Genomic DNA, 15,983 nt, shown 5'->3' with positions numbered 1-15,983 from the left:
ATTCTTTGATATGAGACAATTGTATTTTTCAATCTCCTACCATTTAAAAAGTTGATTTTGTGTTATAAAAAGAAATTATTCCTCAAGATAGGCACAGTTCAGTTTATACTTATAAAACATAAAAGCGAAGGGTTGCCCCTCCGCTTTTATGTTTTATACTAAATACAATATTATTTAGGGTCTAAAGCTTTCTCAATTCGGCTTAGCACATCCTGTAAATGGTATTTACTCATTTTGTCGGTTGTTAAAGGCAAAGCTGCTTTTATTTCTGCTTTCAATGATTCAAGATTTGCTCTTGCAATTGACGGCAAGTCGGTCTTTTTCAAGTCCACCATGCGGGTTTCATAACCGTAAGTTACCCCCGGAGGTACAGACATCAACATTGTTGAAGTTGGGTTCAGCAATGTAATTACCTTCTCAACATAAACTTTTTGAAGGTTACGTCGATACACATCAATTGCCTTGCGGGTCTTTAACTCTGCCCAGATGCCACCGCGCAGGTCGGTCATCAATTCATCAAGATTATAATTAGCAGGGTTTGTTGAGCCTGTTTCCATCAACCTTGCGGCACGGTCACCGGCCAAAAGGTTGTTCAAGGTACTCTCCTGAATTGACTTGATGGCTTCAACACCTGTTTCGATATTGATTTTATTTAGAATTGCAGGGTTAATTAACCACGTTGGCGTGGCAAAAACCTGACGGTTCAGGAATGCAACGGCTTCTTTCTGAGTTGCTTTTGGCACCACTTCATATACACTACCTTCCATGTCATAGGTTTTTGGTGTATCATAAACACCACCTACATTTTTGGTAACATGGCCAATATAACGGCGGTATTGACCTACCACGTTGCCATATAGCTCCGATAACTCTTTGTAGAACTCTCCGTCTTCCTTACTCCATTCTGTAAGATTGGGCAATATTCTCTGAAGATTCTTAATACCATAGTCAGAAGCTTTCATGGCATTGTCGCTCAGGTCTTCAGTCTGGTAACGAGGGTCATAAGGGCTTATTTCAGTACCGAATCTCTTGCGAGGGTCTTTGGTTGCCTCTTTTGTTAACTCGTTAAGCAGTTTTTTCTCTTCTTTGGCATCTTTGGCGTCGGCAAAGTATCCGTAACCCCATTTGATAGCCCACTCATCATAATCACCAATACGCGGAAACAAATCTGTTACGCCATCTTCCGGTTGTGCAACATAGTTAAAACGGGCGTAGTCCATAATAGAAGACGTATGTCCGTTTTTAGCCACCCAGTTTTTGTCACGTAGTTTTTCAACCGGCGTAGCAGAGCTGGCACCCATGTTATGACGAAGACCCAACGTGTGGCCTACCTCGTGCGACGACACAAAACGTACCAATTCTCCCATCAGTTCATCACTGAAATTTTTAGTTCTTGCACGAGTGTCAACGGCGGCTGTCTGAATCATATACCAGTTGCGCAATAAACGCATTACGTTATGATACCAGCCTATGTGGCTTTCAAGAATTTCGCCGCTGCGTGGGTCATGCACGTTTGGTCCGTAAGCATTCTGAATATCAGCCGCAAAATAACGGATAACCGAATAGCGGGCATCTTCCAGGCTCAGGCTGTCTTTTGGGTCTAGGTATTCGCCTCGGATAGCGTTTTTCCAACCTGCTTTCTCAAAAGCTTTTTGCCAGTCATCAACACCGGCTTTCAGGTATTTTTGCCACTTTTTAGGTGTGGCCGGGTCTATATAATAAACAATTGGTTTTTTAGGCTCAATTGCTTCACCACGTTTCTGGCGTTCGGCATCTTCTTTGCTTTTTGGCTCTAGTTTCCATCTTACAGCAAAAACTTCGTTGTCTGATTTTTGAGACTCTTCACCAAATACAGAGTACTGGTTGGCAAAGTACCCTACACGTTGGTCGAAGAATCGTTTACGCATAGGCACTTTAGGCAGCAATATCATTGAGGTATTAAACTCCATAGTTACCACACCTGCATCGCGCGAGGCCGGCAGATACTGGCCAATTTGCGGAATAGGCATTAAAGAAACCGACGGCGGCACTACGCCAAAGGTTTTAACCGTACGGATTTCAGTATTAATTGGGTAAGACCGTATGTGCTGAATATACGAGCGGTCTGGCAACTGCGCTGTAATTTTAAGTAATTGTTTGCTTACAGGGTCTAATGAAAAAATCTGGTTATCAGCCTTGAAGAAATCAGTTACTTCAATTACAGAAACCGTATCTTTCTTAATGGCTTTAATGTCAAATGCACCCACAATTGGGTCGGCGCTTGAGTTTCTTACGGCCTGAAAAATAGGCTTGGTGCTATCAGGACTTGACATAACGATAGAGATAGAACGTAAGAAAATCTTATTGTCTGGTCCTTTCTCCCATCTGATCATCTGACGGTTCACTTCTTCTCCACCAAAGATACCACCACCGGCGGCAGTTTTAGAATAACGCGTAACCGTCATTATGTCACGGCCCAGCAGGGTATCGGCAATTTCAAAGAAGTACTTCTCATCAATTTTATGCACCGTTATCAATCCTTTGCTGGTTTTGGCCTTATCAGTAATTACATCTTTGTAAGGTTTCGGCCCTGGTTTGGGGGTTTCGGCAGGTTTAACTACAGGAGGTGTTGCGGTTGGCGTCTGGGTAGTTTTTGCAGGTTCTTCTTTTTTCTTGTCGTCCTTCTTCTGGGCATTCCCCGTCAGGGTCATACCAAAAATAGCACAGGGTACAAGTGCAAGGCGTAATAATTTCATAATTAATTAATAATAGTGTGATGAAAAAAATTTCGTAAATGTAAGTGAAGAGAAAGAATAATTTTTTAAATGTTGATGAATTAATTTGAATATGAGACCAAATACCAAATTTGCAGTAAATTTTACTTTGTGGCATCAACTAATTTGTGATATGGTTGTCTTGAACTTTGCCGCGACGGCGAACCGTTTTACCAGATTAAATGATTACACTGATTGGCATTAAAGTAAATTTGTTTTGATATGTAATTAATACCTGCTTCAATCGTCTTAACAATAATCAGGTTAAAATGCATTTAGTCAACTAAATCATTCAATCAGGTAAAACGGTACGCCGTCGCGGCAGAGTTCAGACATTGTTCAAGAAATAACAAAAATATTTTCAGAATCGCTGTAACCTTTTACCTGTACCCAAGTAATCATATTCAGAAACCTAAAACGAAAAAGCTCTCTATGACAGACGAAGCAGCTATGCAACTGGTAGCCGGAGGCGACTTGGATAAGGCTGCGATTTTGTACGAAAGATACAAACGCCCATTATATAATTTTTATTTAAGATTTGGTGTAGAGCGTGATTCGAGTCAGGATCTGACTCAGCAGGTTTTCTATCGTATCATTCATTACCGGCAAAGCTATAAAGATGGTTACGAGTTCAGAACATGGATATACCGGATAGCCAGAAATATTTACCACGATTACCTGAAAGAGCAATCGCACAACCACAAAGATTTAAACGAAAACATTGACTTAGCCGAAGAAGAAAATTATGATGATGAACAATACCTTTTAATTCAGAAAGCCTTAAAAAAAATACCACAGGAGTACCAGGAAGTACTAAGGTTGAGCAGATATGAAGACCTGAAATACGAAGAAATTGCCGACGTACTCAATATTTCGGTGTCGTTGGTAAAAGTACGGGTACACAGAGGTTTAAAACAATTAAAAGAAGAATTTTTAAAATTAAATTACTAATTAGGAGGAATGTGGATATGGAACAATTATTTGCCGATTACCTGGATAATAAACTGACAACTAAACAAAAGCAGGAACTTGAAACCCTGTTGGCAGACAACGAATCGCTCAAGACTGAGTTTGAAGAACTCAAAGCATTTTATCATGATATGCCTCAGCCAGAAGCACATGAGCCCGACGCTAACCTTGACCTTGGCTTCTATATGATGCTTGAAAAAGAAAAAGGAGCCGAACAAAAAAGAAAAGAGAAAGCACAAAAGGGAAATATGCGCGTTAGCTGGTTAAACTCGCCAGCACTAAAATACGCCGCCGGAGTTGTATTTTTATTAGGAATTTTTCTGATAGGCCGCAAAACAGCCGACAAAGACCTGGGAGATTTAAAGGAACTTACACAGCTAAAAAGAGATGTTGAAGAAACCAAAGAACTGGTAATGCTGTCGATGTTAAAGCGGGAGTCGGCCTCTGAAAGAATCCAGGCAGTCAATTACTCATACGACATCAATAAGCCCGACACTGAGGTATTAAAAGCGTTGGTTAAAACACTGAATAATGACCCGAATATAAATGTGCGCACGGCAGCAGCAGAGGCGCTGTCGCACTTCGGAGATGAGAAAGTAGCGCGTGATGCCCTGATACAAACATTGCTTACACAACAAGAGCCAACATTACAGATAACCGTGATTGATATACTGGCTAACCTTGGCGATAAACGCGCCGTAAAACCATTACAAAAGCTATTACAAAATAATGAAACCGAAGACTTTGTTAAACGGAAAGCACAGGAAAGCGTAAAAGTGTTAAGCATGTAATATTGCCTACTTTATGAACCAGCAATAACCTGCATCTTTTTAGTATTAACTGTTTGCTTGTTGGTTTTCACACAATGGTAACCCTGATAGTTTGGGTTGGTGACTCAGAGAATTAAGACCGTTTCATTTCAAAAAAAATTGCCTGAAACTGCAACGTTTTAAAATCTGAAGTTACTCTTAATAAACTATCAAATTTTAAACAAAAATTATGAAAAAGCTATTACTATGCACATTGCTCTTAGGAGCAACAGGGTCTTTATTTGCCCAAAAAATTAAAATTACAGGCTTTGTTTTAGATTCAACCGCTAACAAACCTGTTGAGTTTGCCACCGTGGCGCTCTTGAAAGATAACACCCCTATTGAAGGCACCACTGCCGATGAACGAGGGAAATTTACACTTACAAAAGCAACCAAAGGCAATTATCAAGTCAAAATCACATTTGTAGGGTACCGCGACAAAATCATCAACAACGTTAAAACTGAAAACGAAGACCTGGACCTGGGCGTAATTAAAATTGGGCAATCGGCTCAGCAATTGCAGGAAGTAACAGTAGTTGAGCAAAAAGCACTGTTTGAAGAAAAACCCGACCGGCTGGTGTACAACGCAGAAAAAGACATAACCATTAAAGGTGGCAACGCCGGAGACGTACTGCGGAAGATTCCATCAATAGCCGTTGACATGGACGGAAACGTTGAACTACGTGGAAGTGCCAACATTAAGGTATTAATTAACAACAAGCCTTCAAACCTGATGGCACGCAGCATTGCAGACGTTTTGAAACAGATACCCGCCGACGACATTAAACAGATTGAGGTTATCACCTCACCATCGGCCAAATATGATGCAGAAGGTACAGCTGGTATCATTAATATCATTACAAAAAAGAATAGCATTCAAGGTATAAATGGCAATGCCGATTTATCGGTAGGACGCTGGAACGACCGCATGAATGGTTCGTTGAACTACAGGCAAAAAGCAATTGGTATATCGGCGCGTGGTGGTTTTAACCGCTGGCGTAATCAGGGAGGCAACGAAAGCAACCGCGTAACCAATGTGGAAGGTGTTTCAAGTGCCTTGTTTCAGACAACGACTTTCAGAGGTGATGGGGAAAACGGATACGGCACTATATCTGCTGATTGGGATATTGATTCACTGAACCGCATGAGTGCCAGCCTGAATTTGTATGACGGCAAAAACGGTATGAATTTCGACTACCTGAACGATTACTCAACACAAGGTGTAACCAACCAGTATTTCACCCGTAATCTGTACCGGATTTATGACTGGCAAGGCAATACCTTGAATCTGGACTATACCAAGACTTTCAAAAAACCGAGAAGAGAATTTAATGTGCTTACCATGTTCTCAAAAGAAGGCGAAGACAGCTTTTATAAGCTAGACCAGGCCAACGAAAACAAAGCAATTAATTACCGCGAGAAAAGTACAAACTATAGCGCTAATTATGAAGGTACGGTTCAGCTCGACTTCACTAATCCGCTAGATAGTGTCAGTACCATGGAGATAGGGGTTAAATCAATTTTCAGAAATGTAAAAAGCGATTATCAGGTGGCTAATGCAATTGATGGCTCAACCAATTTTGAAAATGTACCTGCCCTTGCCAATGTTTTTGAGTACGCACAGCAAGTGGCCAGTTCTTATCTTACCTACTCTCGTACATCAAAAAACAAGTGGGGCATAAATGCCGGTGTAAGATACGAGCACACGTTTATCAATGCTGAGTTTCTGGCTGGTAAAGTACCGTTCTCAAACAACTATGGTAACATTATTCCAAATATTAGTTTGTCGAGAAGTTTACCTAAAAACCAGAAATTGAAAATAAGCTATACGCAACGTATTCAACGGCCGATGCTCTGGTATCTGAACCCTTACGTAAATGCCAGCGAACCTCTGATGACATACACCGGTAATCCGTATCTTAAACCTGAGTTAACCCATAGTGCAGAAATAAACTATAATGTGTACATCAAAGAATCGTCAATCAATACCTCATTGTTCATGCGTACCACCAACAATGCCATTGAGCGTATCAGAACATTTGACCAGGAAGGTGTAGCAACACTAGCATTCCAGAACATTTCACAGAATACTTCTTATGGCCTAACCCTGAGCGGAAACACCAAGATAAAGAAATTTACAGCCAACGGCGCAGTAAATGTGTATTACAACATTCTGAACAGCCCCGCCCTACAGGCCAAGAACGAAAACCTGATGTACCGCTTCAATGTGAATTCAAGCTATGATTTCGGAAAAGGCTTTAAAGCACAGTTCTTCGGATTCTTTAACTCACCACGCGTAATGTTGCAAGGCAAAGTAAGTGGCTTTGCTTATTACAACGTAGGGTTCCAGAAAGAAATAATGAATAAAAAAGCCACGGTAGGTTTAGGTTTCGACAACTTCCTGGCACCTTACTTTACACAAAACGGTGAGTTTTTGGGGCCAACTTTTACACAAACCACTAAATCAAGATACTATAATCAGGGCTGGAGGTTGAGTTTCTCATACCAGTTCGGCAAAATGACCAGCCAACCGCAACGCTCTAAGAAAAGCATCAGCAATGATGACAAAAAGAGTGGCGATTAATCATAGGGCTTAAGAATATCCTAAAATAACGGCTCACCATAAAACAGTAAAATTTCAAGAAAAATATATCATACTAAACCAATAAATAATCATGAAACAAATAATAATTGCGGTTTTAATCTGCATGGCCTATGCCAATTCTTTCGGGCAAACCAAACCATATAAAGTGTCGTTCAGCGGCCAGGGCAAAAAAGTACAGATAATTGTTCAACAGGCTTCTGTTAGTATCCAGGGTGTTGATGGCAACGAGGTAACCATTGAGCAAACAGGCGAAAACCGTAAAGAGCTACCTAAAGAAGCTGAGGGCCTAAGACTGGTAACCGGGGGTGTGGTTGATAACACCGGTTTAGGTGCCAACGCCGAAGTAGAAGGTAACCTGTTAAAAATTACTATACCTAAAAATCGTTACACTGGTATTCTGATCATTAAAGTACCTAAAAACCTAGATTTGAGCGTAACCGAAAGCCAGAATATGAATGAGCATAAAATCGTAATCAGCGATATTGCCGGTGAAATTGAACTGAAAACCAATAACTCTAAAGCTTATCTGAACGATATCACAGGCCCTTTGGTAGCGCATACCGGCTATGGTAAAATTTTTGTAACTTACTCTAAATTGTCACAAAGTTCACCCAGTTCCATTAATGCTTCCGGAGCAATTGACATAACACTTCCTTCTGACGCCAAGGCTAACCTGAAAGTACGTAACTATTATGGCGATTTGTTTACCGACTGGGATATCTCGGCCACCAAAAAAGAAACCAAAAGTGTAGCCAGTTCAGGTGCTAAGACAATAAACGGGCAAGGTGAAATAAGTGAAGTTACCAGCAACACTAGAGCTAAAATTGCCGCCAGAGCAGATTGTAGCGATTGCGACGAAAAAGATATCTTTAAAAGAGACCAATACGTATATGTGAGTTCAACATTCAGCAAGGCTGATGCTTTTGAAGGCACCATTAACGGTGGTGGTGTGGTTATTGACCTAAAGTCGAGCAACGGCAATATTTACATCAGAAAGAAAAAATAAGCCAACCAATTGGGTAGCAAGCCTTGCTGGTTTGCTACCTGATTACCCAGAACCTGATTATGAAAAAACTATTACTTCTTTTCTGCCTTATAGCAGGGCCGGTTGCGTTCGCGCAGGTTAGATACGCCGCTGTTGCTAAAAATACGATTAAAGACGCCGCCATTTTAATAGATCGCAACAATATCCATATTCAGGGTTATGATGGAAATGAAATTAGGATTGAAATTGAAAACCCAATTTCGACACCCAAGCAGGCTGATGGATTAAAGCGAGTGCCCATAAAGGGACTGGAAGATAATACCCAACTTGGATTAAACGTATTGCAGGAAGATTCAATGCTGGTAATAAGGGAAGTATGCAATTGTTACAACGGAACATACACCGTGTATCTGCCCAAGAGGTTAAACCTGATGCTTTATGAAAACTCACCACAAAACGGGCAACGCTGGGCTGTTAAAGATATGCAAGGCAACTTTGATGCAAGTACCGAGTTCGGCCACATTTACCTGCAGAATGTAAGTGGCAGCATAAAAGCATATAGCAGGCATGGCTCAGTAAATGCTTATCTGACCGAAACCCATAGATTGTATCTGTCGAGCCTTTTTGGCAAAGTAGTGGCTGAATTACCCCCAACCATCAAAGCTGACCTGAAAATCAAGACTTCAGAATGGAACGATGTTTTTACAGATTTTCAGCTGCCGGTAACGGAAAACAATCAGAATACAATAACCACCCAATTGAACGGTGGAGGAAATCTGGTAGAATTAAAGTCAGAGCATGGTAATATTTACCTACGGCAAAAGAAAAGTAAATAAAGTAAAGCGCAGTAAAACTGATGCAGATGAATCTGTTCAAAAGCTAAAGGCATCCGGCAATAGATTTTTGTTTACGGCTTAGTATTTTAAAACAGTTTTGAAAGCAACGACGTATTATTTAACCCACGGTTCACTTCTTTTTAGGTTAGAAAAACAAATTTAATCATACAATTTAATCTATCAGTATTGGGCGAGGCTTTGTCTTGCCCTTATATTTTCTAAACCAGATTGGCTTTAACTAACTTAATAGAAATGGCTATCAGAATCATCCCGAATACTTTTCTCAGAATATCAGCACCTGTTTGTCCTAATTTCTTTTCAATCCAGACCGAACTTCTTAAAACAATATAAACTATTACCAGATTAAGCACAATACCCACAATGATGTTCTCTTGCTGATAGGCCGCCTTCAAAGATAAAATAGTGGTCATGGTTCCGGCTCCGGCAATAATCGGAAACGCCAGCGGCACAATTGAAGTAGCTTTACTCGACGACGTTTCATGCTTGAAAATATTCCGGCCCAATATCATTTCCATACCTATCAGAAAGATAATCAATGCCCCGGCCACTGCAAAAGACTCCACGTCAACCCCAAAGAGTTTCAGAATGCTGATACCCAGAAACAAATAGATTATCATGAGTAATCCGGCCACGGCAGTTGCCTGCTCAGCATGTATACCGCCCGCTTTTTTCCGTAAATCAATAATTATGGGTATTGACCCCAGAATATCAATTACTGAAAAAAGAATAATTGTAACAGAAATAATTTCTTTAAAACTGAAGTTCATTATCTGAGTGATATAGGTTTTTAAAAATACTTAACTGTTAAAATTACCTCAAAAATCAATTAAAACTTGCTTTAGTTGCTCCATCTCCCAATCCTCAATAGCCGGAAAATTGGCAATCCTGAAAGTAGTTTCTTTCCAGACGCCATAACCATTACCTAAGGTAATACCTGCGGCTTTTGCCTTGTCTTTTAAAAGCCTGATGGCGGCTGCACTACCTTCAATTGCAATTACGGTATCTGAGCGCACCCGGGCATTTTTAATCAATAACTCAAACGCCGTTTGGTTTTCTATAAACTCATAAAAATCTCTGGCTCTGGCAACTGTCTTTTTATTAACCAACTCAATGTTTTCTACCTGGCGCATTACCCTGTTTAGCAAATAAATACCCAGCACGTTAGGTGTATAATGGGTCTGGTATTTCTCAAAATTCTCGTGCATAAACAAAAAGCTGTTGTAATGCTGCCTCTCTCCGATCATTTCTGCCTGTCGGATGGCTTTGGGCGAACATACCATTAACCCAAGACCGGCCGGTAAGCCCAAACACTTCTGTACCGAGGCCAGCCAGATATCACCTTTTAGCCAATCTAAGGCAACACCACCCATAGACGACGTAACATCAAAAGCCACCAGTGCATTGAGCGACGGTATATTACTTAAATCTACCTGAGTAGCATTAGAGGTTTCATTTTGAGTAATACAAAAAACGTCAAATTCGGCAGTTGCCTCTGTTATAACTGGTATGGTTTCTTCTGCATCAAACTTTTGCCCTGCCACATTTCTTCCAGCAATTTTTTGCGCGTACTCAAACCATTTCTGTCCGAATGCCCCATTATACAAATGATAACTACCTTTAGAAGTAAAAGACTGCGCCACTATTTCCCAGCACTCAGTAGCTGACGAGGTAAAGTAAACGTGATAATGAGTAGGGATATTCAGTTTTTGTTTCAGAAGTTCAATGCTCTCCTGAAGTAAACCCATAAAAGCAGTACTTCTGTGATTCTGGCTTAAAATTCCTTCATTGAAGGCATCTTGCAGATAACCTGCTATTTGTGGGTAAATCTTTGAAGGCCCCGGATAGAATGTAATCATGGGTTTAAAAATAACAGGAAAACAGCCGGAAAAACCGACTGTGGAAGTATCGGCTAAAACCATTTAAAGCGCACTGGCCTTTTATTGCATCTGGTCAAGAAAATAGGCACTTAGTTCTCTTTCCAGTTCAACAGGTGTTACAACTTTTATATTCCCGTCAAGCGCAAGAGAAATACGGCCGTTTTCTTCTGAAATACAAATGGCGGCTGCATCAGTCGCCTCCGAAATACCCAAAGCTGCCCGGTGCCTGAAACCATAATGCGTAGGCAGTTCGTCGCTACTGGCAATTGGCAGTATACAATGAGCTGCCTGAATGCGGTTGCGGCTGATTACCACTGCTCCGTCGTTAAGAAGACTGTACTGACTAAAAATTGATATCAATAATTTTTTAGACAAAAGGGCATCAAGCACATCGCCAGACTCTACAAACTTGCTTAAATCGTCATCTTTCTGAATAACAATAATTCCACCTGTAAACTCGCTCGACATAGCTTTGGTAGCCTCGGTAATAATTTTAAGCGGAGTAGTACTTTCTTCTTCCTCCAGTTTGGTGCCCAATAGTTTGGCAAAAAACTTGTTATTGGTTAAAGTGGTTGATTTACCTATTAATAATAAAAATCTGCGTATCTCCTGCTGAAAAAGCACAATAAGCGCCACCGCTCCTACCCCCATGAAGTACTCCATTATACGGGTAAGCAGCTCCAGACCAATTGCTTTAACTATTAAATAGAACAAATATATGAGCAAATACCCTAGAAAAACTTTACTTGCTACACTACCTCTAACCAGGTTATATATATAATATAAGAGAAAAGCTACTAATACAACATCTAATACATCTGTCCACTTTATCTCCAGAAAGCCAATTTGCATAAGTTGGTATTTTTTGTGCGTGATTTGCGAAAGTACAAAAAAAACGAAAAAGCCACATCTAATGATATGGCTTTTCCTATTAAAATCTTTTTAAATTTATTTACAAATTAACAGTCAAAAGCTTCAGAATAAACAGATATATTTACTTCGGCAGTTATTCTAAGCGTTTATCAATCTCCTTTCTGAAGTTTTCAATGCGATGAAAAGTAAGAAAATTGGCGTCATGAAAATTATTGGCGCCTCCTGCGGCATCATCATAGGCAGTTCTTGAAACAAAAATAATGTCGTCATTTTCAAACTGCCAGTCAACATACTGAAAACCGTGTTTGCTTACATCAGGATGGTACAGTAATTGTTGGTGAATCTCCCATTTTTTCAGGTCTTTAGTGCTAACAAGCGCCAATTGATTTCTAATTGAAGCAGGTGTTTTATTTTTATAGAGTGTGTCCACCGTATTCACCAATGCCCAATACCTGTCAGAGTTGCTGTCATATCTGATACTAAATTTCTTACTCGCACCGGGCATGGGTACAAACCCTGTTTGCTTATCAAAGGCAGCCATTTTACCATACCTGCCAATTTTCACAAAAGCTGCCACTTCTGCATTACCTTGTGGCACATCTACTCTTAGTATATCAAGCATTTCACCATTTCTGCTAATTACTGCATTGCCTTCAAGCCATGCATTGAATTTGCCGTTCAGGTAAGTAGAATCATAAGGCAGCTTGTTGGTAGCCCTCCAGTTATCTGCATTCAGTAAATCTGAATTTAAAGGCGCCGAAATCATCATAGCACTATAGCGCTTGCCCCAACGTGTTGTGGGGGCAGTGGCGTATTCCAAAGCACGCCAGATTCTGGCCTTATGAATAACCACTGGCACAGGGGCCGTGTGGTACTCGCCTTCCAGTAACAAACCCGTTGTTTTGCTGTAGGGGGTTGTCCAGCTGTGTCCACCATCAACCGATTTACGAATAATGAAATTGCCATGATGCTTATTAGTACCCATAATATACAAGGCACCATTATGCGTAAACAGATTCGACCAGAACTGACCATCAATAATAGCTATTTGCTGCCATGTTTTGCCCTTATCTTTAGAAGAAAAAATTCTGGTTTGGGCAGAAGCAAACTCTTTTGATTTAGGCCCGAATTCATCATGCGATGCCACGTAGCTGCCGTCAGGTAAAATACAAATCGAAGGCGAGCCAATATACTTACCTGTCTCCTTCGCCATATAGTCTATCACTATCCCAGGTGGTTCAGCAGTGCTTTGTGCATAGGATTGATAAAAAAACAACAAGAGAACAGTACAAATAAATGAGTTGGTGCCTAGTTTCATAACAATAGATAGGTAAACAGGTCGAAAAAATATCCTGATAGAGCTTTAGCTCTTTTTGAACAGCCAAGCAAGATACTAATTTTCTGAAAGCCGGAAGCAATAAAGATATCTCTAAAAAAGAATCCCATTTTGTGAATCTATTCCTGAGTAACAAATTCACAAAATGGGAAGAAAAAATTGGATATTAATTATTACAACCGAAAGTGATTAACGTGGGCGTACGCCAGCGCCGGCACCGCCTTGACCTTGCTGCCCTTGTGCGCCGCCATCGCCTTCACCTTCTTTGATGTCTTCGTTATTAACTTTTTTCTTGTTGCGGAATAAACCACCGCCACCGTTGAAATCCATCTTGCCGAATGAGTAATTGATAGAGAAACGCACACCTCGGTTATACACATTACGTACTGAATTGGATACGAAGGTTGGGTCGCTTGCATAGCTTTTGATAACCATCTTCTTGGCAAACGGGTTATCTAAACCAAAATTGAAACTTCCTTTTTTGTTTTTGAAGTCTTTCTTCACCCCGATATTATAAAAACGGAAGGCTCCCTGATACCCCTGTAATTGCACCCGGCGGCTACCCATGAACCCAAAAGCCTGAGCACCCCAGCCTTTGGTAAAGGTATAAGAGGCATTGAAGTTGAAGTTGGAGTTCCATCCTTTGTTTTCAATAGCCACCAGGCTGCTCTTATACGTATTGTCTGCCTGTAATACCGGAATCACAACGGTACCATTTAAAAGATTATATGTAAAGTTGGCTCCGCCACCTATTCTAAGGCTTTTGGTTGGCTGCACATTTAAAAATATATTGGCGCCATAAAAGTTGGTTTTACCAATGTTGTCGAAAGTAGATGTAACAACTCCTTTCTCATCAACCGAACGAACTGATGTTATGTTATTATTGGTGAATCTTCTGAAAACAGCTACGTTAACCGAGTTAGCCTTAAAGTATGTATTATAGTTGATTTCAAAGTTATGGCTCAGCTCTGGTTTCAAAAGCGGGTTACCGTAAGAGATATTCAGAGGGTCGGCATAGTTAACAAAAGGGTTCAGGAACTCAAGAGACGGGCGTTGAATACGCTGACCGTAGCTGAATCTTACCTTATGATTTTTAGGAAAATCTTTAGACACCGTAACCGTAGGCACTATGTTATCATAAGGTGCAATGGTAGTAGGTTTGTCTGAATTCTGAAACTTGGCATTAATTGAAGTATTTTCGTAGCGAACACCCATTTTCAAGCCCCATTTTTGCGGTAAAGCCAGGGTAAGTGTAGTATAGGCTGCACTTACTTTCTGCTCGTAGTTAAAGTCGTTGGTTCTTGACGGGATGATTACATAATCATTGGTTTGCTCGTTAAACTGCAGGAAGTCATAACCACTAGATACATCGCGGATAATATACTTGGCACCTGCCTCAAATATATTCTTTTTAAAAGGCAGGTTATAATCAGCCTGAAAGGTAGTCTCATTATTCAGCCCATCATTGTTACTTTTATTAAATGGTTTATTATCCTGGTCAGTTCTGAAATCAGTATCACGGGTATTTCTGCCATGCTGTATCAGCAACGTAAAATCATGCCCCTGCTGTTTAAATGTACGTGTATAGTTGAAATCAATATCAAGGCTGTTGTTGGTGCGTAGCTGTTTCACATAGCGTGTAAACTGTTGCATTACCTCACCTGATGACCCCGTCAGTAAAGATGTCTGTGGCCCTCTGGTATCAAAATTTCCGATACCCAAACGGCCAGTCAATGTCATTGAGTTTTTTGAGTTAATGTCATAATCAATACTCAACTGCGTATTACCATTTATACGTCTCACATTATTAGCGTCAGTCTGTGCCAGGGTTGTGGTTGTGCCGCGTACCGAGCTTTCGCGGGTAGTGCTTCCGTCACTGGGTGTATTATAACCTGAGTTACCACCAAAGCTCAACGAAGTACCTACTTTTTTCTGACGAAGGTTAAGATTACCAAAGGCATTGGCGCCACGCACACCGGCACCTGCATTTACAAATCCGGTAAGGCCTTGCAGGGTATTTTTCTTGGTTATGATATTGATAATACCGGCCGTACCCTCTGCATCATATTTGGCAGACGGCGAGGTAATTACCTCTACCGATTTTATCATGTCAGACGGTATCTGTTTTAAGGCATCGGCAATATTCGTTGCCAGAATACTCGACGGCTTGTTATTAATCAATACCTTGATATTGCTGCTGCCGCGCATCTGCACGTTGCCATCCATATCAACAGTAAGCATAGGTACTTTTCTTAGCACATCTTCTGCTGTTCCACCACGGCTGGTAATGTCTTTTTCGGCATTGTAAACCAGGCGGTCAACCTTATCTTCTACAAGAGCAGCCTGCCCAACTACCGTTACCTCATTCAGAATTTTGGTATCTGTAGCCATCACCAGGTTACCCAGATTAACCTCTGCTTTATTGGTAGGAACATCAACTTTGTTTAATGTGGTATTTTTATAACCAATAAAAGAGGCCACCACTTTGTAAGTTCCTTTAGCCAGGTTCTTAACAGTAAATGCACCGTTCATATCGGTCATTGAGCCTTCTACTACTTTATTGTTTTTGTCATATACTGCAATAGAGGCAAATTCAACAGGTTTTTTGGTTGTAGAGTCTACCAGAATACCAATAATTTTAGCCGAACCACGAGGCACATCATTCTGTGGGGTTTGCTGTTGCTGTGGATTACCCCCCGGGAAGCCTCCCCCACTACGGCCTCCTCCTCCAAAACCTCCTCCACCCGGAAACTGCGCAAAAGCTGTGTGAAGTAATGCCGATGAAAGGATTGTAAGTAAAAATTTTCTTTTCATTTGTGTAAATAACGGTTAAAAAATATGGTGTCTGTCGTGGCTAAAAAATCTTGATTTTGTACAAAATTACCACTCAAACCCTCATTAAATACCGTATTTCACATT

The 15,983-nt window shown here is 40.7% G+C and carries 11 protein-coding genes; 5 read left to right on the top strand and 6 right to left on the bottom strand.

Annotated features, from left to right (window positions below; all coding sequences use genetic code 11):
- Window positions 1-170: 170 nt before the first annotated feature.
- On the bottom strand, window positions 171-2,735 hold the full coding sequence (locus NZ848_RS06640) for a zinc-dependent metalloprotease (protein ID WP_259014863.1): 2,565 nt from the start codon (window positions 2,733-2,735) through the stop codon (window positions 171-173).
- A gap of 450 nt (window positions 2,736-3,185) precedes the next feature.
- On the opposite strand from NZ848_RS06640, the gene NZ848_RS06635 reads away from it, so the two are divergent.
- The 5 genes from NZ848_RS06635 to NZ848_RS06615 all read left to right on the top strand — a co-directional run bounded on the left by NZ848_RS06635 (window position 3,186) and on the right by NZ848_RS06615 (window position 8,957).
- Window positions 3,186-3,704: an RNA polymerase sigma factor gene (locus NZ848_RS06635; RefSeq protein WP_259014862.1), complete on the top strand. Its 519-nt coding sequence runs from the start codon at window positions 3,186-3,188 to the stop codon at window positions 3,702-3,704.
- Window positions 3,705-3,721: 17 nt separating this feature from the next.
- The gene (locus NZ848_RS06630; RefSeq protein WP_259014861.1) at window positions 3,722-4,513 is read left to right on the top strand and encodes a HEAT repeat domain-containing protein; all 792 of its coding nucleotides are present in this window, start codon (window positions 3,722-3,724) and stop codon (window positions 4,511-4,513) included.
- 208 nt (window positions 4,514-4,721) lie between these two features.
- Window positions 4,722-7,115 carry a TonB-dependent receptor domain-containing protein gene (locus tag NZ848_RS06625; RefSeq protein WP_259014860.1) on the top strand — a complete coding sequence of 798 codons (2,394 nt, stop codon included), beginning with the start codon at window positions 4,722-4,724 and terminating at the stop codon, window positions 7,113-7,115.
- A 91-nt stretch (window positions 7,116-7,206) separates the two neighbouring features.
- Window positions 7,207-8,142, top strand: coding sequence for a DUF4097 family beta strand repeat-containing protein (locus tag NZ848_RS06620; RefSeq protein WP_259014859.1), 936 nt, complete (start codon window positions 7,207-7,209; stop codon window positions 8,140-8,142).
- A gap of 59 nt (window positions 8,143-8,201) precedes the next feature.
- Complete coding sequence (locus NZ848_RS06615; protein WP_259014858.1) at window positions 8,202-8,957, top strand: hypothetical protein; 756 nt, start codon at window positions 8,202-8,204, stop codon at window positions 8,955-8,957.
- Window positions 8,958-9,175: 218 nt separating this feature from the next.
- On the opposite strand, the gene NZ848_RS06610 is transcribed toward NZ848_RS06615, so the two are convergent.
- From NZ848_RS06610 to NZ848_RS06590, 5 genes are all read right to left on the bottom strand, one after another.
- Window positions 9,176-9,745 carry a MarC family protein gene (locus tag NZ848_RS06610; RefSeq protein WP_259014857.1) on the bottom strand — a complete coding sequence of 190 codons (570 nt, stop codon included), beginning with the start codon at window positions 9,743-9,745 and terminating at the stop codon, window positions 9,176-9,178.
- Between the two features lie 48 nt (window positions 9,746-9,793).
- On the bottom strand, window positions 9,794-10,834 hold the full coding sequence (locus NZ848_RS06605; RefSeq protein ID WP_259014856.1) for an aminotransferase class V-fold PLP-dependent enzyme: 1,041 nt from the start codon (window positions 10,832-10,834) through the stop codon (window positions 9,794-9,796).
- A gap of 81 nt (window positions 10,835-10,915) precedes the next feature.
- Window positions 10,916-11,707, bottom strand: coding sequence for a diadenylate cyclase CdaA (gene cdaA / locus NZ848_RS06600; protein ID WP_253534705.1), 792 nt, complete (start codon window positions 11,705-11,707; stop codon window positions 10,916-10,918).
- A 154-nt stretch (window positions 11,708-11,861) separates the two neighbouring features.
- Complete coding sequence (locus NZ848_RS06595) at window positions 11,862-12,941, bottom strand: sialidase family protein (protein WP_259014855.1); 1,080 nt, start codon at window positions 12,939-12,941, stop codon at window positions 11,862-11,864.
- Between the two features lie 312 nt (window positions 12,942-13,253).
- Window positions 13,254-15,878 carry a TonB-dependent receptor domain-containing protein gene (locus NZ848_RS06590; protein ID WP_259014854.1) on the bottom strand — a complete coding sequence of 875 codons (2,625 nt, stop codon included), beginning with the start codon at window positions 15,876-15,878 and terminating at the stop codon, window positions 13,254-13,256.
- Window positions 15,879-15,983 lie beyond the last annotated feature (105 nt).

The organism is Emticicia fluvialis (assembly GCF_024793945.1).
GTDB lineage: Bacteria > Bacteroidota > Bacteroidia > Cytophagales > Spirosomataceae > Emticicia > Emticicia fluvialis.
Note: the sequence above shows the minus strand (reverse complement) of the source record. Positions and strands in the feature narration are given on the sequence as shown.

Bases quoted from the DNA above. Each gene is read 5' to 3' on its own strand.
- NZ848_RS06640 (WP_259014863.1), bottom strand. From the start codon at position 2,735: ATGAAATTATTACGCCTTGCACTTGTACCCTGTGCTATTTTTGGTATG.
- NZ848_RS06635 (WP_259014862.1), top strand. From the start codon at position 3,186: ATGACAGACGAAGCAGCTATGCAACTGGTAGCCGGAGGCGACTTGGAT.
- NZ848_RS06630 (WP_259014861.1), top strand. From the start codon at position 3,722: ATGGAACAATTATTTGCCGATTACCTGGATAATAAACTGACAACTAAA.
- NZ848_RS06625 (WP_259014860.1), top strand. From the start codon at position 4,722: ATGAAAAAGCTATTACTATGCACATTGCTCTTAGGAGCAACAGGGTCT.
- NZ848_RS06620 (WP_259014859.1), top strand. From the start codon at position 7,207: ATGAAACAAATAATAATTGCGGTTTTAATCTGCATGGCCTATGCCAAT.
- NZ848_RS06615 (WP_259014858.1), top strand. From the start codon at position 8,202: ATGAAAAAACTATTACTTCTTTTCTGCCTTATAGCAGGGCCGGTTGCG.
- NZ848_RS06610 (WP_259014857.1), bottom strand. From the start codon at position 9,745: ATGAACTTCAGTTTTAAAGAAATTATTTCTGTTACAATTATTCTTTTT.
- NZ848_RS06605 (WP_259014856.1), bottom strand. From the start codon at position 10,834: ATGATTACATTCTATCCGGGGCCTTCAAAGATTTACCCACAAATAGCA.
- cdaA (WP_253534705.1), bottom strand. From the start codon at position 11,707: ATGCAAATTGGCTTTCTGGAGATAAAGTGGACAGATGTATTAGATGTT.
- NZ848_RS06595 (WP_259014855.1), bottom strand. From the start codon at position 12,941: ATGGCGAAGGAGACAGGTAAGTATATTGGCTCGCCTTCGATTTGTATT.
- NZ848_RS06590 (WP_259014854.1), bottom strand. From the start codon at position 15,878: ATGAAAAGAAAATTTTTACTTACAATCCTTTCATCGGCATTACTTCAC.